This window comes from Cytobacillus sp. QJM3NY_8 (assembly GCF_056173585.1).
In genome coordinates, this window is sequence record NZ_CM149681.1 from 1,515,833 (window position 1) to 1,539,195 (window position 23,363).

A 23,363-nucleotide genomic window follows, 5' to 3' on the forward strand; every position below is an offset into this window, starting at 1 on the left:
TGCTTTAATTTCAGCTTTGAATCAATTGTTCCTTTTTAATTTTTTTAGAATATGATGGCTGTTCTTGTTAAATGTTTCTAAGAAGCGTTTGGCGATCTGAGATAAATAGCCGTTCTTCAGCCAGATAGCATAAGTTCCTGTGGTAAGGCGGCAATCATTAATAGAAAGAACTTTAATATTATCTCGGGAGTAAGATATCGAAGCTGATAAGGGAAGAATAACTGCACCGACCCCAGACTCAACTAATGATAATAGGATGGTGGTATTTGGAGACTCTGCAACAATCTTTGGTTTTAATCCCCTTTTTGTGAATTCTTCAAGAAGCATTTCATAAATACCTTCTCCGTTTACCCGATGCAAAGCTACCAAAGGCAAAACAGAGAGTTCTTCCATAGTCACAGAATTCGCCTTACTGCCAACTGGCCACTCCTTAGGAAGTACACAAACAAAAGGTTCTTCTTCTATTGAAATATATGAGAAATTTTTCTTTTCGATTGGGGAACGAACGATTGCAAGCTCAATTTGCCGGTCAAGAATGTAATCAGATAAACGAAAGGGATCACCTTCCCATATTTTAAAAGTAATGTGAGGATAATGTGCTTGAAAGTGGTGAATTCGTTCCGGAAGATAGCATATACACGAAATGGCTGTCCCGATATTGAGAGTTCCACGCAATCCTCCTCCTGCTTCTTTTACTTCAGTGACAATATCATCTAAGTTATATAAATGCTTTTTCCCCTTTTTATATAAAATTTCCCCGGCTTCAGTTAATTCAAGTGTTCTTCCATTACGAATAAGTAATTTTGTTCCAAGCTCTTTCTCTAAATTTATTAACTGTTGGCTCAGCGGAGGCTGAGCCATATTCAATTTTTTCGCTGCGAGTGTAATTTGTCCTTCTTCTACAATTGTAATGAAATATTTGAGCTGCCTTAAATCCATATAAACCGGCTCCTTGTCTTAGGTATACTTTAAAAGTATATAATTATTAGAAAATTAATATTTTTCATATATTTTACCATGTGATAGGATTTAATTAAATAGTGATGTAAGCGCTTAATAATGGTTTAGGCAAAAATGATCACGATAGGAGGAGAAAATGTGAGTGTTCAGGAAGTGAATAAAGAAACAAGCATAGATTCAAACTATAAGACAATTTATACAACAGCTGATGCCATGCTGGAAACTTTACAGGAAAATGGAGTGAAATATATCTTTGCCAATTTGGGAAGTGACCATCCCGCCATCATTGAAAGCTTTGCCAAAGCTAAATTAGAAGGCAAAGATGCACCTCAAGTTATTACTTGTCCTCACGAATTTGTTGCTATGAGTGCTGCACATGGATATGCCATGCTTACTGGGGAACCGCAGGCTGTTGTTGTTCATGTTGACTGTGGGACACAAAATTTGGGAGGGGCTATACATAATGCTGCAAAGGCGAGAATCCCAATTCTGATATTTGCTGGAACATCACCTTCTACCCAAGAGGGGGAATTAAAGGGAAGCCGAAATGAGTATATTCATTGGCTGCAGGATTCGTTTGATCAGCGGGGAATCGTAAGAGGATATGCAAAATATGACAATGAAATACGAACTGGTAAAAATATCAAACAAATGGTAACTCGGGCAATGCAAATTGCTAAGAGTGATCCAAAAGGGCCCGCATACTTAATGGCTGCACGTGAAGTAATGGAAGATGAAATTGAACCTTATGAAATTGATCTTAAGAGATGGGGGGGCATTTCTCCTTCTGCCATACCGGATGATAGAATACATGAAATAACAGGCCGGTTGCTGAAAGCCGAAAAACCTTTAATCGTTACTTCATATTTAGGAAGGAACCAGAGAAGTGTACAACAATTAATTAAGTTATCTGAAAGACTGGCAATACCTGTACTTGAATCAGTGCCCAGCTATATGAATTTTCCATCTGACCATCCGATGCATATTGGTTATACATGGAATGAACCACATCAAAATAAACATTTGGAAGATGCTGACTTTATTCTTGTAGTAGACAGCGATGTTCCATGGATACCGTTTAAAAATAAACCCTCTGAGAATTGCGAAATTATAATCATTGACATAGATCCATTAAAAGAAGAAATTCCGCTTTGGTATATTCCGGCTGAAGGATTCTTTAAAGCGGATTCTTACACAGCCCTCTCGCAAATTAATTCATACATTAACAAGCACCAGAGATTAATAGATGAATCGTACGTTTCAAATAGATATACAAGCATTTCAAAAATTCACAAAGCGCAAAGACTTGAATGGAAGGCAATGGAGCATCCCTGCGAGGAATCAGCCATTACACCACAAATGCTGACAGGCTGTTTAAGGGAGGTTCTTAAAGATGAAGACATAGTCATTAGTGAAGCAATAACAAATTTTTCAACAGTTACAAGACACCTGCCAAGGAACAAGCCTGGTACTTACTTTAGCCCTGGAGCAAGTTCCTTAGGATGGAGCGGAGGAGCTGCATTTGGTGCAAAGCTGGCCGCACCAGATAAGCTTGTTGTTGCTTTGACAGGTGATGGAAGTTTTATGTTCAGTAATCCAACTCCTTTGCACTGGATGTCAGGAAAATATGAAACTCCTTTCTTGACGATTATTTACAACAATGAGGGCTGGACAGCACCTAAGTTTTCCACATTAGGAGTGCATCCAAATGGAATCGCTCAAAAAACAGATGAATTTTTTGTTAAATTTAATCCAGCGGCAAGGTACGCTGATATCGCTAAAGCTGCAGGCGGGACATTCGCATTTATTATTGAAAGGCCAGAAGAACTAAAAGATACCCTACTAAAAGCTATTCATGCAGTCAAACATGAAGGTAAGTCAGCGGTAGTGGATGTCAGGCTGCCGCAATGCTGAAATTTCAAAGAAGAAAAGTGATTAAGCCGATTCCTTATGAAGCACAATTCGAATAGCTTAACATCAATGTAAAAAATGAGAAAGTTTTAAACTGTTAAAAGAAAAGGGGTGTAATGCAGTGGGAAAGAATCAGCGATTTATTAGACGTATTGGTATTTTTGGATTTGCAAGCTTTTTGACTTTGGCATTAACAGCTTGTGACGGTTCTTCCAAAAACACCGCAGCGAAAGGTGAAAAAACTGTTGATCTGGCTGTGTCCAGCTTTATGCCAGGCCAGCATCCGCAGCATTCGGATGTTATTGAGCCGTTTTTGAAAGAGGTTGAAAAAGCAACTGAAGGAAGAGTCAAAGGGACTATTTATTCTGGGAGTGCCCTGGGAAAAGCTAATGAACAATATGACTTGGCGGTTACAGGTACGGCAGCTATGTCAATGGCACTGCATGCTAATACTCCTGGCAAGTTCCCTTTAACAGGTGTCACAGAACTGCCGTTTATGGGGAAAAATGCCGAAGACGGTACCCGTATTTTCTGGTCATTGTATGAAAAATTCCCTGAAATAGCTGAAGAACATGCAGAGACTAAAATCGCCTGGTTATTTAAGAATGATGCAGCCCAAATTTTCACTTCGAAAAAACCTATTAAGAAAATGGAAGACTTAAAAGGATTGAAGATTCGAACACCTTCTCCTGCTGGAACAGCTATTCTTGAGACGTTTGGAGCTACCCCTGTATCCATTCCTATGGATGGTGTATATGAAGCCATGCAGAAGGGAGTCGTTGATGGAGCTTTAGCTCCTGCATCAGTGATAACGAATTTCCAATTGTCTGATGTTACAAAGTATATAACTAAAGGGGATTTCTATACGAGTAGCCTATTCATGGTTATGAACGCCAAAACTTGGGAAAGCATATCCCCTGAGGATCAAAAAGCTATAGAAAATCTAATGGGCGAATCACTGGCAATGAAAGCTGGTGCAGTCTATGATGAAGACGGTGAGCTTGGCTGGAAGCAAGCGGAAAATGCAGGAATAGAAGTTTATAAGCTATCTGATGATGAAAAAGCAGAATGGGAAAAAGCCCTGCAGCCTGTTTATAGTAAATGGATTGATGAAATGGAGGCCAAAGGGCTTCCAGGAAAGGAAGTTTATGAAGAAGCTGTTCGCTTGAAAAATCAATAATTCTTGAAAAATGCGCCTTAGCCCAGATGGGGCGGGCGCACTTTTTATACGGTCAAATACAGGAACTGCTTTTTTGAATTATTACAGAAAGGTCATCAGCAGCTCTCCTTACAAACTTTGCTAACTCAGGAGCTGTTTGTGAATCGATTCTGGAAGAAGGACCAGCAATACTAATAGAGAAATGAACTTTTCCTTTTTTAGTATAGATGGGGGATGCAATGGATGATATACCGTTATGCATTTCTTCCCTGCTAAAAGCATAGCCATTTCTTTTAACCAGGGAGAGTAATAATTTCAGCTTTTTGGGGTTGGTCACCGTGTGATCAGTTAACTTTGGGAGTCCTTTTTCAATCACTTCCTTAATTATTTCATCAGGCTGGAAAGCTAGTATAGCTTGGCCTGAACTTGTACAGTGAATATAGTTTTGCCTGCCTGCATGTGAAAGAAGATGAACATAGTTTACTGCATCTATTTTTTGCAAATAAATTACTCTATTATCAGTCAAGGTAGACAAATGTGCTGTTTCCCCTGTCTCTTGGACAAGTTTCTTCAGAATTGGAGGTGAATACTTACAGATATCATAGTAGGACAGAATCGTCGTTCCTTTAGCTAGAATTGAGGATCCAAGCCTGAAGTTTTTAGAAACAGAATCTCTCGCCAGGAAACCTTCTTGCACTAGTGTAAAGGTCAATCGATAAATGGTACTGTTTCCAAGTCCCAGTTTTTTGCTTAGTTCACTTAAACTTAATTCTGGTTCTTCCATTGTGAAAAGATTTAATAGCCTTAGTGAGTTTTTCAAGGAGGAAACTCTCTCTGATGGCAAATTATCCATTTAATACACCCCATACTTTTAAATCTCAATAAAACCTGACTCAAGATACCCTAACCTGTTCGAAATAGTCTCTGCTGTTTGGGTGATTTCTGAAGCAATTTCTTTCATCTTGCTTTCTGAAATCCTTTTTCTTGAACCGGCTGAACTAACAGCAGCAATGACATGGCCGGTATAATCTCGGATAGGTGCAGCAATACTGACTGAGTCTGGATGAAGTACATCAATACAGATTGCATACCCCTTTTCTTTTATGTATTTAAGTTCCTGCATAAGTTCTTCCTGGTTAGTAAAACTGTTCGGCCCCATCTGGGGGAACCCCTTGCCAATCACCTCTATCGTTTTTTCCATAGGCTGGTGAGCCAATAACACCAGTCCAGAACTCGTGCATAAGGCAGGATTGTCTTTGCCTATGTATGAAAGGAGCCTGACTGGGTGTTTACATTCAGTTTTTAGTAAATATATGATTCTGTCACCTTCCAATACGGAGATGTGAGCTGTTTCTCCTATTCTATTCACCAGTGAGTTTAATGGCTCTGCCGATTCCCGATTTATTTCCAAATGAGTAGTAAGGACGCCAGCTAAACATAAAAGGGTTAATCCAAGGCGGTATTGTCTTCTGGATTTTTCTAAATAACCCTCATCTGTCAGATCTGCAACTAAGCGGCTAACAGAACTTTTGGGTAAATTTAGCTCGCGCGAAATCTCCGTTATCCCCCATAGAGGCTTATCTTTTGTAAACAATTTAATTATGAAAAGTCCGTTTTGGACTGATTGCAATAACGATTTACTGGAAGCCAAACAAACCACTCCAAAAAAATTTATAATTGTTCCATATAGAAGAAAAAGCTTCTTCTATTCAGAATATTCATATTATAACATGATAATGAAAGCGTTAACATATTAATAGCAAAAAAGGAGATTGGTAGTTTGCGTACAAAAGTAGGAATTATTGGAGCCGGACCTGCAGGACTGATGTTATCTCATTTACTCCATCTGCAGGGGATTGATACAATTATTATTGAGAAAAGGTCACAGGAAGAAATTGAAGGCACAATCCGTGCAGGAGTGCTGGAACAGGGGACAGTGGATTTGCTGAATGCATCCGGAGTAGGAGAAAGAATGTTGAAAGAGGGACATATTCATCAGGGCATAGAGCTGCAATTTAGTGGAAAAAGGCATCGGATCAACATGGAAGAATTGACAGGCGGCAAAAAGATTACTGTCTATGCCCAGCACGAAGTTATCAAGGATTTAGTTGCTGCGAGGGTACAGGCTGGCGGGACAATTATTTTTAATGCAGATCATGTGAGTTTATATGATATCGAAACAGAAGAGCCTAAGATTCGCTTTGAGAAGGAAGGAATGGAAAATGAAATTGTATGCGATTTTATATCTGGCTGTGATGGTTTCCATGGGCCCAGTCGCCAGGCCATTCCAAACATCATCCGTACAGAAAAGCAGAAAGTGTATCCTTTTGGATGGCTTGGAATCTTGGCTGAAACCCCACTGGTAAATCCCGAACTAATTTACACAAACCATGAAAGAGGATTTGCCCTAATTAGTACACGTTCACCTGAAGTCCAGCGTCATTATCTTCAGGTTGATCCAAACGATGATATAAATAATTGGTCAGACGACCGTATTTGGACAGAACTTCATGCCAGGGTTGATAATGAAGATAGCTTTAAAATGAAAGAAGGACCAATCATCCAAAAAAATATCGTATCAATGCGGAGTTTTGTTTGTGAAACCATGCAGCATGGACGTTTATTTATTGCCGGTGATGCAGCACATATTGTACCGCCTACAGGCGCCAAGGGATTAAATCTTGCTATCTCGGATGTATATGTCCTGTCAAATGGCCTGCTGCAGTTCTATCAATCAGGCAAAAATGAAATCCTTGACCAATATTCTGAAATATGCCTGCGCAGAATCTGGAAGGCACAAAGATTCTCTTATTGGATGACAACAATGCTGCATCAAGATATCAAACATTCATCCTATGAATATCAAATCCAACTCGCAGAGCTGGATTATGTGACATCCTCAATTGCTGCATCGACTAGCCTTGCTGAGAATTATGTTGGTCTTCCATTTGAAGTTTCAGGATATAATTTCAAGATGGATTCTGCGAGTTTATCAGTTTAAATATTTCTTTGCTGCTCATAATGATGCGCCTTTTGCACTCATTATGAGTTTTTTTATTTTAGGGCAAAAAAATAAAAAAATTTAGATGTGTTGCATATAGAGCAACTGAACTCTTGTTGCTAAATAAATAATGAAATAACATAAAAATAAGAAAATATAAAAAATTTAATATATTCAAAACGAAAGGAGGTCCCTTTGCTGTTTATACATTTTTATTGATTAAAATGAAAGCGTTTTATTTATACAAGTGCAAGTATTTTAATGAAAAATTAAATAGGCAGAAAGGAAGAAAAAAATAGTGAAAAAAACTACAAAGTTTTCTTTTGCGATTTTGATGATATTGATGCTGATGGTTTTCACTGCATGTTCAAGCAGTTCTAGCGGTGAGGCTAATGCTGATGGGAAAGCGCTTGAATTTAAAATGGGACATATGAATTCCCCTGATCATGTCCAAGACAAATTAGCAATGGCACCTTTTAGTGAAGAGGTTGCACAGGTTACAAAAAATAGAGTGAAATTTAAAATATACCCAGGCGGAGCTTTAGGCGGCCCTAAAGATACTTATGACAATATTGTTACAGGGATCATGGATGCTGGCTGGGGACTTCAGGGATATAATGCAGGGAAATTCCCAGTTCATTCTGTTCTGCAGCTTCCATTTCTTACTGGCGGCAACGGTGCTGAATTAAGTGTTGTAGCTCAAAAACTGTATGACACTTTCCCGGAAATTCAGAAAGAATATGACGATGTAAAGCTGCTTTGGGTACATGCTGCCGATCCTTATGCAATTATTACAAAAGGTAAAGCTGTAAGAAGTTTTGAAGATGTTAAGGGCTTGAAGTTAAGAACACCATCAGTAGAAGCTGGAAAAATGATCGAGTCTTGGGGGGCAACTCCTGTTTCACTTCCTGCACCGGAGATTTATGATGCTATGCAAAAGGGTGTGATAGATGGAGGGGTTCTGCCAGTTGCAGCAATCAAGGATTTTAACTTATTTGATGTAGTGGATTATGTTACACTTGGCGAATTTAATACGAGCATTTATTACGTTGCAATGAATAGGAATAGCTGGGACAAGATCCCTAAAGAAGATCAAGAAATGATAAATGAACTAATCGGCGTTCCAATGGCAGAAAAAGCCGGTGCTGCCTTCGATAAACAAAAAGAACTTGCAGAGAAAGAAGCAAAAGATGGAGGCACGGAGTTCATTACTTTATCAGATTCAGACTTACAGAAATTTAAAGATGCATCAAAAGGTGTAACAGAAAATTGGTTATCCGAAATGGAGAAAAATGATGTTGATGGCAAAAAAATATATGATGAAACGGTTAAGTTAATAGAGAGCAAGTAGTACTACACTACGAGGTGATATTAATGGAACAAGAATTACAAAAAAATATCTCGTTGGGGAAAGTAATTCCCAGCGAGCTTTCCTTTTTTCAAAAATTGACACTTTTTCTAGAAAAACTAACCCTAACAATAAACAATATCTTGCATAAAGTCTCCAGCATATTGCTTTTCTTATTAATGTTTCTAACTACCGCAGATGTAATAGGGAGATACTTTTTCAATAATCCGATAACAGGAACTTATGAATTAACAGGTCTGGCACTTGCATTGATGATTTTCTTTAGTCTTGGCTCAGGACAAATCTTCAAAGACCATATTGAGATTGATTTTTTGACAAGTAAAATGCCTATTAAGGTTCAAGCAGTATTAAGTGGAACGGCTTCTCTTATTCTATTCACTCTAATGTCCCTAACAACCTGGCAATTAATCGAATACACCAAGAGGACCTGGCAGGGAAATGAGTTAAGTGGAGATTTAGGATTACCGCTGTATATTTTTATAGGTTTAACAGTATTTGGTGCTTTTTCTTTTACCCTGACTTTTCTATTAGATGCTTTTCAGTCATTCATAAAGGCGGTGATTAAAAATGAGTCCTGAGGTAATTGGTGTTATTGGCATCTTGGTGTTGCTCACTCTGATCCTCTTAAGGGTATCAGTTGGTCTTTCGCTATTCCTGGTTGGTTTTTTAGGTGTTTCATGGCTGTCTGATTGGAGTGTGGGTTTATCCCAATTAGGCTCTTCTGCATTTGGGTCTGCCAATAATTATGGTTTAAGTGTTATCCCCCTCTTTATTTTAATGGGAATGTTTATGTCAAATACCGGTTTAGGCAAGGATCTTTTTGTTGCTGTTGATAAGTGGATTGGCCATTTTCGAGGCGGATTGGCAATTGCGACAGTTGGTGCAGCTTCAATCTTTTCTGCAATTTCAGGCTCATCTAATGCCACAACAGCGACATTGTCAAAAATATGCATTCCTGAAATGAATGAATATCAATATAAAAAACCCTTTTCTACTGCAGCAGTAGCAGCTGGCGGTACATTAGGAGTGCTGATACCGCCAAGTGTCCTGCTGATAATTTATGGTGCACTTACTTCTGAACCCATTGGGCCATTATTAATAGGAGGCCTTGTGCCTGGAATTCTAATGACACTCTTATTTATGCTGATGATTAATATACAAGTCCGCTTGAATCCTGAAATCGCTCCAACAAAGCAGGTTGTTTCGACAACGAAAGAAAAATTCTCTTCTTTAAGAGGCATCTGGCCTTTTCTGCTAATATTTGCAATAAGTATTGGCGGTATTTATTTTGGTGTATTTACTCCGAGTGAAGCTGGGGGTATCGGTGCAATTGGAGCATTTTTACTTACTGTACTAACTAAACGTTTGAAATTTAAAGACTTACTATCATCTTTGGATGAGACTTTGAGATTAACAGTTATGTTATTTTTGATTCTAATTGGGGCGGCTTTATTTGGGAAGTTTTTAGCTTTAAGCCAAATTCCAATGTATTTGACTACGCTGGTAGGAGGGCTTGATGTATCTCCTTACGTAATATTGGCTTTAATCCTGGTTGTTTATTTCATATTAGGGATGTTTCTTGAAGGTATTGCCATAATGACACTAACACTTCCAATAGTATATCCGATTATTACTCAATTAGGCTTTGATGGTTTATGGTTTGGCATCATCATGATCATGCTTATCAATATTGGTGTATTAACTCCGCCTCTGGGATTGAGTGTTTATATTATTAGTGGAGTAGTAAAAGATGTTCCTATTGAAAAAATCTTTAGAGGAGTAATTCCAGCAATTTGTACAATGGCGGTGTTAACTATCATCCTCATTATTTTCCCAGAGATAGTAACATTTCTGCCGAGCATGATTAAGTAAAGCGAGAGAATGTTATGGATGAATCTTAATATACTCGGAGGGGATCCTGAGACATGATAAAAAAAACTTTGGACGAAAAGGCATTTCATTTATTGAAGGAAAAAATGGAGCAGGGCTTGTTTCCGCAATGGGTGCTTACAGATCCAGATATTTATGAATTGGAAATTGATAAGGTATTTGGGCACACTTGGCAGTTTCTTGCTCATGAAACAGAGCTTAAAGATCCAGGCAGTTATGTTACCAGATGGATGGTTAATGACCCGGTCCTTCTTGTGAAGAATAGGAAAGGTGAAATTAAAGGTTATTTAAACTCCTGCACCCATCGGGGGACACAGCTATGTACGGCTGATCATGGAAATAAAAAAAACTTCACTTGCCCTTATCATGGCTGGAGCTATAACTTAGACGGTGAATTGATTGGAATTGTAGCAGGCAATAAGGTTTATGGAGAAGAAATGGATAAATCAGAGTGGGGTTTAAGAGAAATTCCTCAAGTAGCAAGTTATCAGGGAATGATTTTTGGATGCCTGGACCCTGTAGCAATGCCATTGGAAGAATATTTAGGTGATATGAAATGGTATTTTGATATATTGCTTGGCAGAAGTGACGGCGGAATGGAAGTGAGAGGCCTTCCGCAACGTTGGGTAGCAAAAGCGAATTGGAAGGCAACGGCAGAAAATTTTGCAGCAGATCCTTACCATGTCCAAACAACCCACAGATCGACTGTCGAGCTTGGAATCAGTCCGGAAGATCCCCTATATGCCGGCTATGGGCACCAGATAGTTACTGAAAATGGACATGGCATAAATGTTATCACCTCTAAAACAGGTAAAGCCAGAGTTCCTTATCAAGGCACTCCTGAGTCCATGTGGCCGATGTTTAAAAAGAATCTGACACCGGAACAGGATGAAATCTTATCTGGAGTAACCGTTTTTGTTGGAGGAGTGTATCCTAATCTTTCATTTGTAAGTCCCATTCATGGGACTGAAGGGCATCTGCATAATTATTTGAATTTTAGGATGTGGAGGCCTATAGGACCTGAAAAAGTAGAGGTCTGGTGCTGGTTTCTTATAGACAAGGCAGCCCCGGAAGAGTATAAGGAAGCTGCTTATAGGGGATATTTAGGTTCATTTGGCCCCACTGGCACTCTTGAACAGGATGATACAGAAACATGGGCAAGGATTGTTGAAGTCAGCAAAGGGCTAATGATGAGGGATAAAGAATTAAGTTATAATAATGTCAGTAATTATTTAATGGGGTTTGACAGGGTTGAACCAGATGAATCCTTCCCTGGGCCGGGAATCGCCTATCCGACCACTTATGTAGATGCTATTTCGAGAAGTATGCATGAGAATTGGTTTAAGCTAATTTCAAAAGACCTCTTTGTAAAGGAGGCTGTAAAATGAGTTCGTATTTGTCAATTCCAATTACAGCCCACTTGCAAATGGAAATAACTAATCTTCTTAACATGGAAGCTTACTATTTGGATAATGGGAAATATAAAGAATGGCTTGACCTATTGTCTGACAATCTCACATATAGAATGCCGCTGCGGGAAACACTTGAAGGAGTAGGAGCCGATAATGTATCCAAAGATGCATTATTCTTTGAGGAAACAAAGAAGTCGTTAACCACACGGGTAAATCGTCTATATACAAAGTCTGCATGGGTAGAGAATCCAGCCACCAGGCAGCGTCACTTTATCTCAAATATCATGATTGAGAGCACGAAAAATCCAGAAGAATTTAAAGTGAGAAGTTATTTTTTATTCAAAAGAAGCAGAGGGTCAACCCATGATATAGAGGAGATGTTCGGCGAGAGAAATGATATCGTAAGGAAAGAGAGTAATCAGTGGAAGATTGTATCAAGAACAATACTTCCAGATCAATCAGTCATTACGACAATGAATATGAGCATGTTTTTATAACAAAAAAACCACTAAAGACACTCTTTAGTGGTTTTTTTTCGATTCTATGCAATTTCAGGTGATTACTTCAAACTTCTGGCAATGTATTGCATAAAAATAAATAACTTTTACTAAAAATACATTTTTCTCTTGCTAAAGAAGTATTTCATCCTTTAAAATTCTCTTAAAGAAGGATTCCCTTCATGTAGAAGAATAGATTTCTAAATAGATATTGATAAAAATAATTTTGAATAGTGGAAATTCTTCTTGTTAGAGAAGCATTTCATGCTTTATACTTTGCATAAGAAGTTTTTCCTTCACTATTCATGAGGAGCCGGCATGGATAAGAAAACAATGAGCCAGTTGATTAAAGAAAGCTATTCCTCACTCTCGCCAGGACAGAGGAAAGCTGCTGAATTTATTATGGAGCATGCTGATGAAGCTGTTCTATTAACAGCATTTCAAGTTGGGAAAAATGCAGGAGTCAGTGAGACAACGGTCATCCGTCTTGCGTATGCACTAGGGTTCAGCGGTTATTCCCAAATGCAGGATCGAATTAGAAAAGAGTGGCTTGCCGGGAAACAGATGGATTATTTTGAGGATGACTCTTCCATAGAAAATGCTGCGAAAGAGAATCTGTTTAGGAGAGTCATTGATCAGGAGAGGAAGATACTTCGGCAATTGCTTGATCAGGTTGATGAAAGGGAAATCTGGAAAGCGATTGATGCATTAATCCGTGCAGACAGGGTTTATGTTGGTGGTTTTGGCAGCTCTTTTGCCGCAGCATACTGGTTTTATTACACACTTAAACAAATAAGGGGAAATGTTTATATCTCAGGCCCTAACGGTTTTCTTTCTGAGGATGTGTGTGATTTAACAGATCAATCGGCCGTTGTCATTTTTTCTTTTCCTCGCTATCGGAAAGAAGCGTTAAAGCTTGCTTCTTTTGCTGAAAGGCAAGATTCCGGGGTTATTGCCATAACAGACCGCCAGCTGTCGCCTATCGGGCAGTTGGCAGCAGTTACGCTTACTACGGATGAGCTTATGGATTCAGGACATCATTCGGCAGCTTCCGTAATTAGTTTACTGGAGGTACTGATTGCAGGTATCGATGAACGGGATCATGAAAGAATTGCAAAAAGACAGCAGGAACTGGAAATCTTATATGCTGAACAAGAGCGGTTTTTTGAGTAAGTTTGAACAGCAGGGGAGTTAATACAAGAAATAAAGGGGGCAAAATGAATGAGCAGTTTATCAAAGAAGATGATTCAGCAGGAGGAAAGGCCATCCTACACAACCGGGGACTATTTAAAGTTTTTAATTCCTTCTCTAATCGGGGTTTTACTATTTATGGTACCGATTCAAGGAGCTGATGGAATTACCATCCCCGTTGCTTATTTAGCAAATCAAATTAATAGTTTACTGGGAGATTCCATACCTTCAATTACAGTTTTGATCATGGCTCTTTCAGTAATTGGCTCACTGATAGCAGTAATTTTTAAACCGGGCTTTATCTTGGACAGTCCATATCTGAACAAATTACTGAATGTGAGCAAGTTTTGGGTGGCGGCCCGTTTATTTGGAACAGTTTTTGCTATTATTACATTATTTGAGTTCGGTTTGGAACCGATATATTCAGAGAATACGGGTGCGCTCTTAATCTATGATTTAATTCCTATACTATTTACTACATTTCTTCTGGCAGGATTATTGCTGCCGCTTCTATTAAATTTCGGTCTCCTCGAATTTTTTGGTGCATTATTGATCAAAGTTATGAGGCCAGTTTTTAAGCTGCCGGGGCGTTCTTCGCTTGATTGTCTGGCATCATGGGTAGGTGACGGGACAATTGGAGTCCTGTTAACGACAAAACAATACGAAGAAGGATATTACACAAAGCGTGAGGCAGCAGTGGTGGCAACAACCTTCTCAGTTGTTTCCATTACTTTTACAATTGTAATTATTCAATATTTAAACTTAGAGCAATACTTCATTCATTATTATTTAACGATTATTCTGGCTGGTCTGGTGGCAGCTATAGTAATGCCTCGAATACCGCCTTTATCAAGGAAAGCGGATACAGCTTATGAAGGGACAGAGCTCAAGGCGGAAACGAATATCCCTACACACACTACACCTGTTAAATGGGGATTAAATAATGCTATTAAGAAAGCGCGTACAAATAATAGTGCAGCCGCTGTTGTAAAAGAAGGTGTTGAAAATGTTTTGGACATGTGGATGGGAGTACTGCCAATTGTTATGGCGATTGGAACGGTTGCCTTGGTAATAGCTGAATTTACCCCTGCATTTACTATTCTTGGCAAGCCGTTTGAACCGATCCTGGCCCTGATGCAAATTCCGGAGGCGGCAGAAGCAGCCCAGACAATGGTGGTTGGATTTGCAGATATGTTCCTTCCAGCTGTCATCGGCAGCGGCATTGAAAGTGAAATGACAAGATTTATTATTGCCTGTGTCTCTGTAACACAGCTGGTATATATGTCTGAAATGGGCGGCCTGCTATTAGGTTCAAATCTGCCTGTCAGCATTAAGGATTTAATTCTAATTTTCCTTCTGCGTACTATTATAACACTGCCAATTGTAGCAGTTGTGGCTCATATTATTTTTTAGAAACTTTATAGCATTCATAAAAAAGGCAGCATATAGACCGGAAAATCTTTGGGTATGCAGGGAAGGGGAAGGTTATGAAGCAAGAAGCATTAACATCACTGGTAATTAAAAACCTTCACACAGTTAAGGACCTTGAAGCTGTATACGAACTTGAAACTCGCATATGGAGTGTGGAAGAAGCGGTGCCGGTTAATCATACGGTGGCAACGGTTAAAAATGGCGGGTTTGTGTTAGGTGCTTACCTGGAAGAGGAACTGATCGGATTTCAATACAGCTTCCCTGGCTTTGACGGCACAAAGGTATATCTTTGCTCTCACAGCCTTGGGGTTCGCGAGGAGTACCGGGCGTTCGGGATTGGGGAAAAGCTGAAACATGCTCAAAAAAAGACAGCGCTTGAGAAAGGCTATGATCTCATTTCGTGGACATATGACCCGCTTGAAACGGTTAATGCCAATCTCAATCTGCATAAACTCGGTGCGGTATGCACTCAATATATTGAAAATGCTTATGGTGAAATGTCAGACCATATGAATGCAGGCATACCATCAGACCGATTTGTAGTGGAGTGGCGAATTAAAGGGGAATGTCCTGAACGTCAATGGTCTGAAGAGGTTCTGCCGATGGCATTGGAAACAGGTATGGCGGATGGCTTTTATTTTCCTGATAATACACAGTTGTTTCATGAAAATGAAAAAATTCTTATCCCGGTTCCGGGGAATTTTCAAGATATAAAAAAGCGGGATTTTGAATTGGCTTTGAAATGGAGGGAGAGCACGAAAGAAGTATTCGTTCATTATCTCAGCAAAGGCTGGATTGTAACGGATCTGATAAGGGACATAACCGCGGAAAACCAATACTTATATCTCTTGGAAAAAGAAAAGGGATACTGCTAGGAGAATGGGAAGATGGACATTAAAAGCATCGTTTTAAGGCACGTCAAAATGGAGCTGCTGAATCCATTTACAACAAGTGTCGGAACGGAAGTGGATAAGGACTTTATTCTGGTAGAAGTAAAATCAAAAAGCGGCGAGTCAGGCTGGGCTGAATCGGTTTCCATTATGGAGCCGATATACAATGAAGAAACAGTTAAAACAAATTGGCATATAATGAGTGATCATTTAATACCGATCCTTTTTGCATCAGAAATCCGGCACCCTGATGATGTTTCAGAGGCATTCAGGCCTATCAGGGGAAACTTTAATGCCAAAGCAGCGCTAGAGGGTGCTGTCTGGGACCTTTATGCCCGGGAGAAGGGGATTTCTCTCGCAAAAGCTTTAGGCGGAGTAAAGGAAAAAATAGAAGTGGGCGTAAGTGTGGGCATACAGGAGTCGGAAGTAAAGATGCTCAAGCAAATTGAAGGTTATGTAAATGAAGGTTACCGGCGGATTAAGGTGAAAATCAAGCCCGGCTGGGATGTGCATATTTTAAAATCCATTCGTGCCCAATTTCCTGAAATACAGCTTATGGCTGATGCCAATTGCGCCTATACGCTTAATGATATTGATCATCTTCAAAGGATGGAGGAGTTTAATCTTATGATGATTGAACAGCCTCTAGATCATGATGATATTATCGACCATGCCAAGCTTCAAAGTCATCTGAAAACGCCAATTTGCCTTGATGAAAGTATACATACCTTTGAGGATGCAAGAAAAGCGATTGAGCTTGGAAGCTGCAGAATCATAAATCTTAAAATCGGCCGTGTTGGAGGACTGACAGAGTCCAGAAGAATTCACGACCTTTGCGAAGATCATAACATTCCGATGTGGTGTGGCGGAATGCTTGAAGCTGGAATAGGCCGTGCGCACAATATTGCCATTACTTCGCTGTCCAATTTTACGCTTCCTGGAGATACAGCGCCATCATCCCACTACTGGAAGGAAGATATCATCGATCCTGAAGTCACTATGGAAGATGGATTTATATTCGTGCCTGAAAGGCCTGGGATAGGCTATGAACCTAATCGTTCTAAACTAGAGGATGTCACCCTTTATAGCCGTACTTATTCAAAATAAATGACATGCATAGCTGCGCCAGGGGGAACTCTGGCGTTTTTTTTTTCTTATGTTGAAAATTGCATTAGGGCCCGCTTAAATTTGTGATTCATATCACCGAAAGTTTGTCCTGCTTTTGATAAACTGATTGCAAAATTGTAAATGCTGCAATAAAAGGGGTGTGTGCTTTGAAGGTAAATCGGCTGGCATTTTTAACAATTGTCCTTACCTATTTTCTGATTGTATTCGGCGGGTATGTGGCATCTTCGGAGTCAGGCATGGGATGCGGGCCGGAATGGCCTTTATGCAATGGTCTGGTAATCCCGATATTAGAAGGAGATACCTTAATTGAATTTGCTCACAGGGTTATCGGTGCAGCACTTGGAATAATGACGGCAATGTTGTATTTTAGTATTCAAAAATCAAATCCGGTGCGAGAACTTGATAAAGTTTCTAAGGTACTGATGGTGCTTTTAATAATTCAAATTTTACTGGGGGCTGCTGTGGTTTGGATGGATTTGCCTGCTGTAGTTGTCTCTGTTCACCTAATCGTAGCTATGCTTTTCCTGGCCGCACTGATCTGGATCTGGCGAAATGCTGATGAACAGCGATCACTTGCTGTATTCGGAAAAGATAATAGTTTGCAAAATAAATTTAACGGATTGCTGATTGTGACGCTTCTTACTTTATTCCTTGGTGCTTATATTAAGCATGAATCATTCGGATTGTCATGCGGATGGCTTGAATGTGCAAATGGTTTTATGCCTGTATCTATTCCTGCAATGGTCCAGACCGGACATAGGATTCTGGCTGGAGTTGTGGCATTTTACATATTTATTCTTACGTATCTTTCATTTAAAAATAAATGGGAGGCTGGGTTGCAGAATCGGCTCATGGCTGCCTCCTTGCTTGTTTTAATCCAAATCATTATCGGAATTCTTACCATTATAAGTTACATTGAAATATCCTGGGCCGTTATCCATCTTGCTTTTGGGACAGTGTTATTTGCAATTGTTTTTGAGGCAGGAGTTTTTGTATCACGATTAAGTAGGGTGATTACTCCAGGGAAAATAACCCGTAATCAGAAGTATTTTGGTTAAATTAAGAATGAATAACAACCACCCAAAAAAAGGCAGTCAAGTGACGTGCCTTTTTTGTGTGAGACTTTTTATTTTTGCAGATCTTTTTTTGTCATTTCGCTTCTGATATCTGCCTCTCTTGAGAATTCCGTATCCTGTTTTTGGTTTTTAGGATATTTGTTTTTTCTTTCGCGGTTATCATTTTTGTTGGTCATAAGTATGCCTCCGTTTGGTAATTAAGCTTTTGAGTGAAACCATTTTTTTATTAACCGGCCCATGGGCAGGGCCGGTTAAGTCCAGCAAAAAAACATCCTCTACTGATTTTGCTGGTTTTTAAGCTGCTGTTCTGCCATTGCGACAAGGCGCTTTGTCATCTCCCCGCCGACAGAACCGTTTGCTCGTGCGGTCGTATCAGCACCAAGCTGAACTCCAAACTCATTGGCGATTTCCTGTTTCATTTGATCCAATACATTTCCTGCACCGGGTACCAATAGTTTGTTTCTTGCCATGATACATCACTCCCCACGATTATTTGAGCAAATTAATGCTCGTTTTTAACTTATCCGATTAATGAAAAACAGATGCAACTATAAAATTGCCAATCGTTATAATCTGATAATAAAATTCATGTCAGATTATATAACACAAAAATTATAAATTTTCTAAAAACAGATTGACTTCTATAAAATTTAGAGTAAAATAAGGATTAAATTAAATGATGTTAGATAATATAACATTAAATTTATATTAATTCTTACATCAAAAAAATAACAGGGAGGAATGACAATTGGATTCCACATTTTTAATGAACAGTCTGTGGGTTATGCTGGGAGCAATTTTAGTCATTTTTATGCTTGGCGGTTTTATTATGCTGGAAGCAGGTTCTACCAGGATGAAAAATGCGGGGCATATTGCAGGAAAAACGATCTTTACCTTTGGTCTATCATCATTAGTGTTTTGGGCAGTGGGCTTTGGCTTCATATTTGGCGGTAACGCAAATATCCTGGTCGGGCTTACCAATTTCTTTTACTCAGGTGCTGAACTTGAGGGAATGGGCTTATCATCTTCGGTATTCTTCGTATTCCAGCTGGCATTTGCCGGTATTGCCATCACGATTGCACTCGGCGGATTTGCTGAACGTGCAAAACTATCCGTTTACCTCATTTTCACCGTATTATTTTCCGCAATTGTATATCCTGTTGTTGCCCATTGGATTTGGGGAGGGGGCTGGCTTGCAGAACACGGCAAGCAGGACTTTGCCGGTTCAACAGTTGTTCACTTAACAGGTGCTATGGCAGCCTTGGCCGCTACTATTTTACTTAAGCCCCGAATTGGAAAGTTTAACAAGGACGGTTCGGCTAACAATATCTATGGTCATAACCAAGTATATACAGCCTTGGGTGTGCTGATCCTGTGGGTTGGCTGGTTCGGTTTTAACGCTGGGAGTACATTGACTGTTGACGATGGGTTCTTTGGATTTGTAGCTCTTAATACAAATCTTGCTGCGGGAGCAGGCGCAGTATCAGCACTGATTATTTCCTGGGTGGTTATGGGGAAATCCGATGTGCCGACAATGCTTAATGGTGCTCTTGCGGGCTTGGTCGCTATTACAGCTTCCTGTGCATTTGTGGATACTTGGGCGGCTGTTGTCATAGGGTTTGTAGCAGGAATACTGGTATTCTACAGTGTGCGATTCTTTGAAAAGAGGAAAATCGATGATCCCATCTTTGCCCTATCTGTTCACGGTGCAGCTGGGGTTTGGGGAACATTATCCACTGGATTCTTTGCGACACCTGAATTGGCAGCAGTCGGAAAGCCAGGATTGTTTTATGGAGGCGGTTTTGAACAGCTGGGAGTCCAGTTCATGGGTGTAGCTGTATCCGGTCTTTATGCATTTGCTGTATCCTTCATTATTTTGGCAGCTGCCAAGAAAGTATTGGGAGGACTTCGGGTAACAGAAGAAGAAGAAATTATGGGATTAGATTTAAGTGAACATGGAAGCTACGGATATCCGGAAGTCTTCATGGCTGAGGAAAACAAAAGTTTAAGCTCATAAGCAGGACTCGAGCTTTCTTTAAAGGAAGTGCCTGGATGGAATCATCATTTAATTCTTATCAATCCCTGAAAAAGTGGAAAGAGGAACAGATAATATATCGCTATGATACCAGTGCCCTGAATGAATTTCACGACCTTATCATGAATGCTGTTATTAGCATAGCTTTGGAGCGATTGAAAATAGAAAGATCACCTTCATGGAAGTTTGCCTGGTTTACAATGGGAAGCGGCGGGAGAATGGAACAGGGCTTTCTGAGTGACCAGGACCATGGCTTGGTGTTTGAACCGGGTGAGGCAGAAGCAGAAGCGTATTTTTTGCAGCTGGGGGAGGAAATTTCAAAAGGTCTGCATGCAGCTGGATATCCCTATTGCGAAGGGAATGTGATGAGTTCAAATCCGCTGTGGTGCAAGTCGCTTTCTAAATGGAAAAGACAGATTCAAGCATGGATGCAGGAGGAGAGTCTGCAGACGATAAGAAATCTCCACATTTTCTATGACAGCAGAGTTCTTGCGGGCCAGGAGGAATATATAGGTGAATTGAAGTCCAGTATCCACACGAACATTCAAAAAAGCCCTCATTTGCTGACCAGGATGATGGAGACCAGTATGCATATAAAAAAATCAGTTGGTCCATTTGGCCAGCTTCTGACAGAGGAAAAGGGGAGCCATCAAGGAGAGCTGGATCTAAAATATGCAGCATTTATACCTTATGTAAATGCGGTTAGAATTCTTGCTGTCAAAGAAGGGATATTGGAGACATCCACTATTGCCCGAATGGGTAAGCTCAAAAAAATGAATGGCTATGATGAGGAAATGGGTAAATATGAAAGTAATTTTGCCGCTTTGTTAAAATGGAGACTTCAATCTTACAGGCAAACAGATACCTATGATGATACTCATTACATTCAGCTGAAATCCTTATCAAAATCTGAAAGAAATGAATTGAAAAATATTTTAAAGGATGGCAAAAAGCTTCATCAATTTGTAATCAGGGCAATTGAAAAGGGTGCAGGTTAATGGGATTCCATCCTTTTGTCCAATTTGTCAGAGGTATTCAAGGAAAACTTCAAACTAATATGTTTGGTGGGATGAATGGTCAAAATCCACAGCAAATGGCATTTATAAGGCAAATGCAGAGGGAATTGGAGAATACCGATTCAATGGCTATTCCATTCGGAAATTTGAATGTGGCTGTCTTTGATATTGAAACAACTGGATTTTATCCGGATAAAGGGGATCAGATTATATCGATTGGTGCGGTTAAAATTATTAAAGGGAAAGTCAGTGAAGACAATTTTTATTCACTCGCCCGATTTGAAAAGCCACTTTCAAACGAAATTAAGGAGCTGACGGGTTTATCTGAGGCTGATTTAGAAAAAGCCCCTCCTCTCTCGGAAGTATTGATTAGTTTCCTTGAATTTGTGAAGGATATGCCGCTTGTGGCCCATCATGCGAACCACGAGAAAAGCTTTATGCAGCACAGCTGCTGGAAGCTATTCCGTACGCCATTCAAGTATAGGATATTAGATACTTCCTTCCTTTACAGGATAGCTGATCATAATAAATCATTCTGGAGATTAGAAGACCTTTGTGAATTTTATAGCATCCCTGTTAAAGACCGCCATCATGCCCTGGGAGATGCAAAGCTTACTGCTCTCTTATGGTGCCGTTTGATCGAGGAGGTTCATAAATTAGGATGCTCCAACTTAAAAGAGGTTTACGAGCGAATAGCCAGGTTTAGCTAAACAGTAGATGCCCTAACACTGGCCGGACAGTAATTACAAAGTTTGCGTATAAACCAATAGGTAAATTAAAGCCCCAATCACTATGAGATTGGGGCAAAGTTGTTATTCCTAAGGCTCACGGCAGTAAGCACAAAGTTCTCCCTTAGAATTCCCCGTCAAAAGGAGTAAAAGGGATGTTAAGTCTATTCTCAACTGCCCTTAGCCTTTGGTTCAGCCGATTAAGCCTTCGTGTATGGCGGTCAACGGTCTGGTTCAGCATTTTAACCTGGTCAGTCAAATTTACCAGCTGCCTGTTCAGCCGGGTAATCTCTCTGGATTGCTCCTGATTTTGCCTTTCCAAAGCTGTAACCCTTCTTTCGAGCTGCTGGGGCTGTCTGTCATCATATTGTTCGTACTGCTGATAATCATATTCAGGGGTGAAGTGGGCTGCTGGCTGAGGAAGATAACCTTGATAATAGCCATATGGATACATTGGGCACTCTCCTTTTATGCAAAAATCCTATAACTCCTTATAAGGTATGCATAAGTGGGCGGAGAGACACGGCAAATGCCTATTTTAATTGCCGGCTGCTAATTTGTGATCGGTATCATCTGAAGGGAAGGTCTTTAAACAGCCGTATCTGTCTTTACATGAAGGGGGGAACACCTTTGCTGATTTCTGAAACAAGGGAAGTGAGTGATTGCATCTGCTGGTCATCGAGGTCAAAAGCAATTTTAATTTTATTTTCAAGATCAGCTGTTACTCTTCTCTTGCCTACCTCAACCAGAGCTATTAGAGAGAAGCTGCAGCTGACAACTCTTGCGAAATCACGCTGTGTCATGTTATAGCTTTTTCTGATTAGCTTAATAATCTCTTTGTTCATTCAAATTCATCCTTTGAAAATTCTCCCTATTTTTTATCAGGGCAAGATTTTTTTAGTCTTATAGCTATTAAATTAGCATTGTGCTATAGGTTTGTCAAAGTAATTTAATTACAATGGAAAAGCAGTTTAATAGATTAGCTGCATGTATAATTACTAAAATAAGGGGAGAAAAGGATTTAGAAGGGAGCTTTGCCTGTTGAATTTACTTTGGGATTTTGACGGCACTTTGTTTGATACATACCCAGCCTATACAGCGATTGTCAGGGAAGTAATGGGAGATGAAAAGATCTCGGGAGAAGAGATTTTTTGGCAGTTAAAGGTATCATTCAGTGATGCATTTGAACATTTCGGTTTAAATGATGAACAAATTAAAGCAATCAGGAACATGGCGAGACAGTTGCGGCCCAAAGATTTAACGCCTTTTCCTGAGGTTGAGCATGTATTAAAGCAGGCTGATAAGAATGTTATTATGACTCACAAGGAAAGAGATGATGTTCTATCTATATTGCAGTTCCATAATTTGGATGGATACTTTACCGATATGGTAGCAGGTGACGACGGCTATCCCCGCAAGCCTCACACCGCTTCATATGAATTTCTGCATGAGAAGCATAAAGTGGATATAGCAATTGGAGATAGGGAAATAGACATTTTGCCGGCAAAGGAGCTTGGCATAAAAACTTGCCTCTTTCAGAATAATACTCCAGGAGCAGATTACTATTTGAGTCACTATAGAGATTTTAATAAGATAATAAAATAAAGCATTCATAGAAAATACGCTCCTGGCTAAAATTATGGTAGATACAATACAAGACGCCTGGCAC

24 protein-coding genes are annotated in these 23,363 nt (G+C 39.7%); 17 read left to right on the forward strand and 7 right to left on the reverse strand.

Annotated features, from left to right (window positions below; all coding sequences use genetic code 11):
- Positions 1–21: 21 nt before the first annotated feature.
- A complete protein-coding gene (locus AC0VZ9_RS07990; RefSeq protein WP_217026866.1) occupies positions 22–939 on the reverse strand; it encodes a LysR family transcriptional regulator in 918 nt (305 codons plus the stop codon).
- Positions 940–1,098: 159 nt separating this feature from the next.
- On the opposite strand from AC0VZ9_RS07990, the gene AC0VZ9_RS07995 reads away from it, so the two are divergent.
- Positions 1,099–2,874 carry a thiamine pyrophosphate-requiring protein gene (locus tag AC0VZ9_RS07995; RefSeq protein ID WP_475397196.1) on the forward strand — a complete coding sequence of 592 codons (1,776 nt, stop codon included), beginning with the start codon at positions 1,099–1,101 and terminating at the stop codon, positions 2,872–2,874.
- Between the two features lie 118 nt (positions 2,875–2,992).
- Positions 2,993–4,051, forward strand: coding sequence for a TRAP transporter substrate-binding protein (locus tag AC0VZ9_RS08000; protein WP_217026861.1), 1,059 nt, complete (start codon positions 2,993–2,995; stop codon positions 4,049–4,051).
- 52 nt (positions 4,052–4,103) lie between these two features.
- Here the strand turns inward: AC0VZ9_RS08000 and AC0VZ9_RS08005 are convergent, their stop codons facing one another.
- Both AC0VZ9_RS08005 and AC0VZ9_RS08010 read right to left on the reverse strand, forming a co-directional pair.
- Positions 4,104–4,883, reverse strand: a complete 780-nt coding sequence (locus tag AC0VZ9_RS08005) for an IclR family transcriptional regulator (RefSeq protein ID WP_217026859.1) — start codon at positions 4,881–4,883, stop codon at positions 4,104–4,106.
- An 18-nt stretch (positions 4,884–4,901) separates the two neighbouring features.
- Entirely contained in the window at positions 4,902–5,690 is a 789-nt protein-coding gene (locus AC0VZ9_RS08010; protein WP_375373426.1) for an IclR family transcriptional regulator, read from the reverse strand.
- A gap of 120 nt (positions 5,691–5,810) precedes the next feature.
- Between AC0VZ9_RS08010 and pobA the strand changes: the two genes are divergently transcribed.
- The 11 genes from pobA (at position 5,811) to AC0VZ9_RS08065 (ending at position 17,897) form a co-directional block, all read left to right on the forward strand.
- Positions 5,811–7,031, forward strand: coding sequence for a 4-hydroxybenzoate 3-monooxygenase (gene pobA / locus AC0VZ9_RS08015; protein WP_475397197.1), 1,221 nt, complete (start codon positions 5,811–5,813; stop codon positions 7,029–7,031).
- A gap of 298 nt (positions 7,032–7,329) precedes the next feature.
- A complete protein-coding gene (locus AC0VZ9_RS08020; protein ID WP_475397198.1) occupies positions 7,330–8,382 on the forward strand; it encodes a TRAP transporter substrate-binding protein in 1,053 nt (350 codons plus the stop codon).
- Positions 8,383–8,405: 23 nt separating this feature from the next.
- Positions 8,406–8,978 carry a TRAP transporter small permease gene (locus tag AC0VZ9_RS08025; protein WP_217026848.1) on the forward strand — a complete coding sequence of 191 codons (573 nt, stop codon included), beginning with the start codon at positions 8,406–8,408 and terminating at the stop codon, positions 8,976–8,978.
- The gene (locus tag AC0VZ9_RS08030; RefSeq protein WP_217026846.1) at positions 8,968–10,272 is read left to right on the forward strand and encodes a TRAP transporter large permease; all 1,305 of its coding nucleotides are present in this window, start codon (positions 8,968–8,970) and stop codon (positions 10,270–10,272) included. Before AC0VZ9_RS08025 ends, AC0VZ9_RS08030 begins: the two co-directional genes overlap by 11 nt.
- Positions 10,273–10,325: 53 nt before the next feature.
- Entirely contained in the window at positions 10,326–11,678 is a 1,353-nt protein-coding gene (locus AC0VZ9_RS08035) for an aromatic ring-hydroxylating oxygenase subunit alpha (RefSeq protein ID WP_217026843.1), read from the forward strand.
- Positions 11,675–12,199, forward strand: coding sequence for a 3-phenylpropionate/cinnamic acid dioxygenase subunit beta (locus tag AC0VZ9_RS08040; protein WP_217026841.1), 525 nt, complete (start codon positions 11,675–11,677; stop codon positions 12,197–12,199). Before AC0VZ9_RS08035 ends, AC0VZ9_RS08040 begins: the two co-directional genes overlap by 4 nt.
- 318 nt (positions 12,200–12,517) lie before the next feature.
- Entirely contained in the window at positions 12,518–13,372 is an 855-nt protein-coding gene (locus AC0VZ9_RS08045; protein ID WP_217026839.1) for a MurR/RpiR family transcriptional regulator, read from the forward strand.
- 48 nt (positions 13,373–13,420) lie between these two features.
- A complete protein-coding gene (locus tag AC0VZ9_RS08050; RefSeq protein ID WP_475397199.1) occupies positions 13,421–14,803 on the forward strand; it encodes a YjiH family protein in 1,383 nt (460 codons plus the stop codon).
- Positions 14,804–14,877: 74 nt separating this feature from the next.
- The gene (locus tag AC0VZ9_RS08055; RefSeq protein WP_217026834.1) at positions 14,878–15,696 is read left to right on the forward strand and encodes a GNAT family N-acetyltransferase; all 819 of its coding nucleotides are present in this window, start codon (positions 14,878–14,880) and stop codon (positions 15,694–15,696) included.
- A gap of 12 nt (positions 15,697–15,708) precedes the next feature.
- The gene (menC, locus tag AC0VZ9_RS08060; protein ID WP_019381572.1) at positions 15,709–16,818 is read left to right on the forward strand and encodes an o-succinylbenzoate synthase; all 1,110 of its coding nucleotides are present in this window, start codon (positions 15,709–15,711) and stop codon (positions 16,816–16,818) included.
- 158 nt (positions 16,819–16,976) lie between these two features.
- A complete protein-coding gene (locus AC0VZ9_RS08065) occupies positions 16,977–17,897 on the forward strand; it encodes a COX15/CtaA family protein (protein WP_226280698.1) in 921 nt (306 codons plus the stop codon).
- 68 nt (positions 17,898–17,965) lie between these two features.
- Here AC0VZ9_RS08065 and AC0VZ9_RS08070 read toward each other — a convergent pair whose 3' ends face one another.
- Together AC0VZ9_RS08070 and AC0VZ9_RS08075 are read right to left on the reverse strand one after the other, a co-directional pair.
- Complete coding sequence (locus AC0VZ9_RS08070) at positions 17,966–18,091, reverse strand: hypothetical protein (protein ID WP_019381574.1); 126 nt, start codon at positions 18,089–18,091, stop codon at positions 17,966–17,968.
- 99 nt (positions 18,092–18,190) lie between these two features.
- Entirely contained in the window at positions 18,191–18,385 is a 195-nt protein-coding gene (locus AC0VZ9_RS08075; protein ID WP_009331132.1) for an alpha/beta-type small acid-soluble spore protein, read from the reverse strand.
- 278 nt (positions 18,386–18,663) lie between these two features.
- On the opposite strand from AC0VZ9_RS08075, the gene AC0VZ9_RS08080 reads away from it, so the two are divergent.
- Genes AC0VZ9_RS08080 through AC0VZ9_RS08090 form a run of 3 tightly spaced genes read left to right on the forward strand, consistent with a single transcriptional unit; the run spans position 18,664 to position 21,676 of the window.
- Complete coding sequence (locus AC0VZ9_RS08080; RefSeq protein ID WP_009331131.1) at positions 18,664–19,932, forward strand: ammonium transporter; 1,269 nt, start codon at positions 18,664–18,666, stop codon at positions 19,930–19,932.
- Positions 19,933–19,967: 35 nt separating this feature from the next.
- Positions 19,968–20,948, forward strand: coding sequence for a DUF294 nucleotidyltransferase-like domain-containing protein (locus AC0VZ9_RS08085; protein ID WP_009331130.1), 981 nt, complete (start codon positions 19,968–19,970; stop codon positions 20,946–20,948).
- Positions 20,948–21,676 (forward strand): exonuclease domain-containing protein, encoded by a 729-nt coding sequence (locus AC0VZ9_RS08090; RefSeq protein WP_192908370.1) that lies wholly within the window; start codon positions 20,948–20,950, stop codon positions 21,674–21,676. Before AC0VZ9_RS08085 ends, AC0VZ9_RS08090 begins: the two co-directional genes overlap by 1 nt.
- Before the next feature lie 142 nt (positions 21,677–21,818).
- On the opposite strand, the gene AC0VZ9_RS08095 is transcribed toward AC0VZ9_RS08090, so the two are convergent.
- The gene (locus tag AC0VZ9_RS08095) at positions 21,819–22,148 is read right to left on the reverse strand and encodes a hypothetical protein (RefSeq protein WP_009331128.1); all 330 of its coding nucleotides are present in this window, start codon (positions 22,146–22,148) and stop codon (positions 21,819–21,821) included.
- A 154-nt stretch (positions 22,149–22,302) separates the two neighbouring features.
- Positions 22,303–22,539: a helix-turn-helix domain-containing protein gene (locus AC0VZ9_RS08100; protein ID WP_009331127.1), complete on the reverse strand. Its 237-nt coding sequence runs from the start codon at positions 22,537–22,539 to the stop codon at positions 22,303–22,305.
- Positions 22,540–22,735: 196 nt separating this feature from the next.
- Here AC0VZ9_RS08100 and AC0VZ9_RS08105 point away from each other — a divergent pair, with 196 nt between their 5' ends.
- The gene (locus tag AC0VZ9_RS08105; RefSeq protein ID WP_009331126.1) at positions 22,736–23,299 is read left to right on the forward strand and encodes an HAD hydrolase-like protein; all 564 of its coding nucleotides are present in this window, start codon (positions 22,736–22,738) and stop codon (positions 23,297–23,299) included.
- Positions 23,300–23,363: the final 64 nt, after the last annotated feature.

Excerpts from the sequence above, each read along its gene's own strand:
- AC0VZ9_RS07990 (WP_217026866.1), bottom strand. The coding sequence starts at position 939 with ATGGATTTAAGGCAGCTCAAATATTTCATTACAATTGTAGAAGAAGGA.
- AC0VZ9_RS08005 (WP_217026859.1), bottom strand. The coding sequence starts at position 4,883 with ATGGATAATTTGCCATCAGAGAGAGTTTCCTCCTTGAAAAACTCACTA.
- AC0VZ9_RS08025 (WP_217026848.1), top strand. The coding sequence starts at position 8,406 with ATGGAACAAGAATTACAAAAAAATATCTCGTTGGGGAAAGTAATTCCC.
- AC0VZ9_RS08030 (WP_217026846.1), top strand. The coding sequence starts at position 8,968 with ATGAGTCCTGAGGTAATTGGTGTTATTGGCATCTTGGTGTTGCTCACT.
- AC0VZ9_RS08035 (WP_217026843.1), top strand. The coding sequence starts at position 10,326 with ATGATAAAAAAAACTTTGGACGAAAAGGCATTTCATTTATTGAAGGAA.
- AC0VZ9_RS08040 (WP_217026841.1), top strand. The coding sequence starts at position 11,675 with ATGAGTTCGTATTTGTCAATTCCAATTACAGCCCACTTGCAAATGGAA.
- AC0VZ9_RS08045 (WP_217026839.1), top strand. The coding sequence starts at position 12,518 with ATGGATAAGAAAACAATGAGCCAGTTGATTAAAGAAAGCTATTCCTCA.
- AC0VZ9_RS08050 (WP_475397199.1), top strand. The coding sequence starts at position 13,421 with ATGAGCAGTTTATCAAAGAAGATGATTCAGCAGGAGGAAAGGCCATCC.
- AC0VZ9_RS08055 (WP_217026834.1), top strand. The coding sequence starts at position 14,878 with ATGAAGCAAGAAGCATTAACATCACTGGTAATTAAAAACCTTCACACA.
- menC (WP_019381572.1), top strand. The coding sequence starts at position 15,709 with ATGGACATTAAAAGCATCGTTTTAAGGCACGTCAAAATGGAGCTGCTG.
- AC0VZ9_RS08070 (WP_019381574.1), bottom strand. The coding sequence starts at position 18,091 with ATGACCAACAAAAATGATAACCGCGAAAGAAAAAACAAATATCCTAAA.
- AC0VZ9_RS08075 (WP_009331132.1), bottom strand. The coding sequence starts at position 18,385 with ATGGCAAGAAACAAACTATTGGTACCCGGTGCAGGAAATGTATTGGAT.
- AC0VZ9_RS08085 (WP_009331130.1), top strand. The coding sequence starts at position 19,968 with ATGGAATCATCATTTAATTCTTATCAATCCCTGAAAAAGTGGAAAGAG.
- AC0VZ9_RS08090 (WP_192908370.1), top strand. The coding sequence starts at position 20,948 with ATGGGATTCCATCCTTTTGTCCAATTTGTCAGAGGTATTCAAGGAAAA.
- AC0VZ9_RS08095 (WP_009331128.1), bottom strand. The coding sequence starts at position 22,148 with ATGTATCCATATGGCTATTATCAAGGTTATCTTCCTCAGCCAGCAGCC.
- AC0VZ9_RS08100 (WP_009331127.1), bottom strand. The coding sequence starts at position 22,539 with ATGAACAAAGAGATTATTAAGCTAATCAGAAAAAGCTATAACATGACA.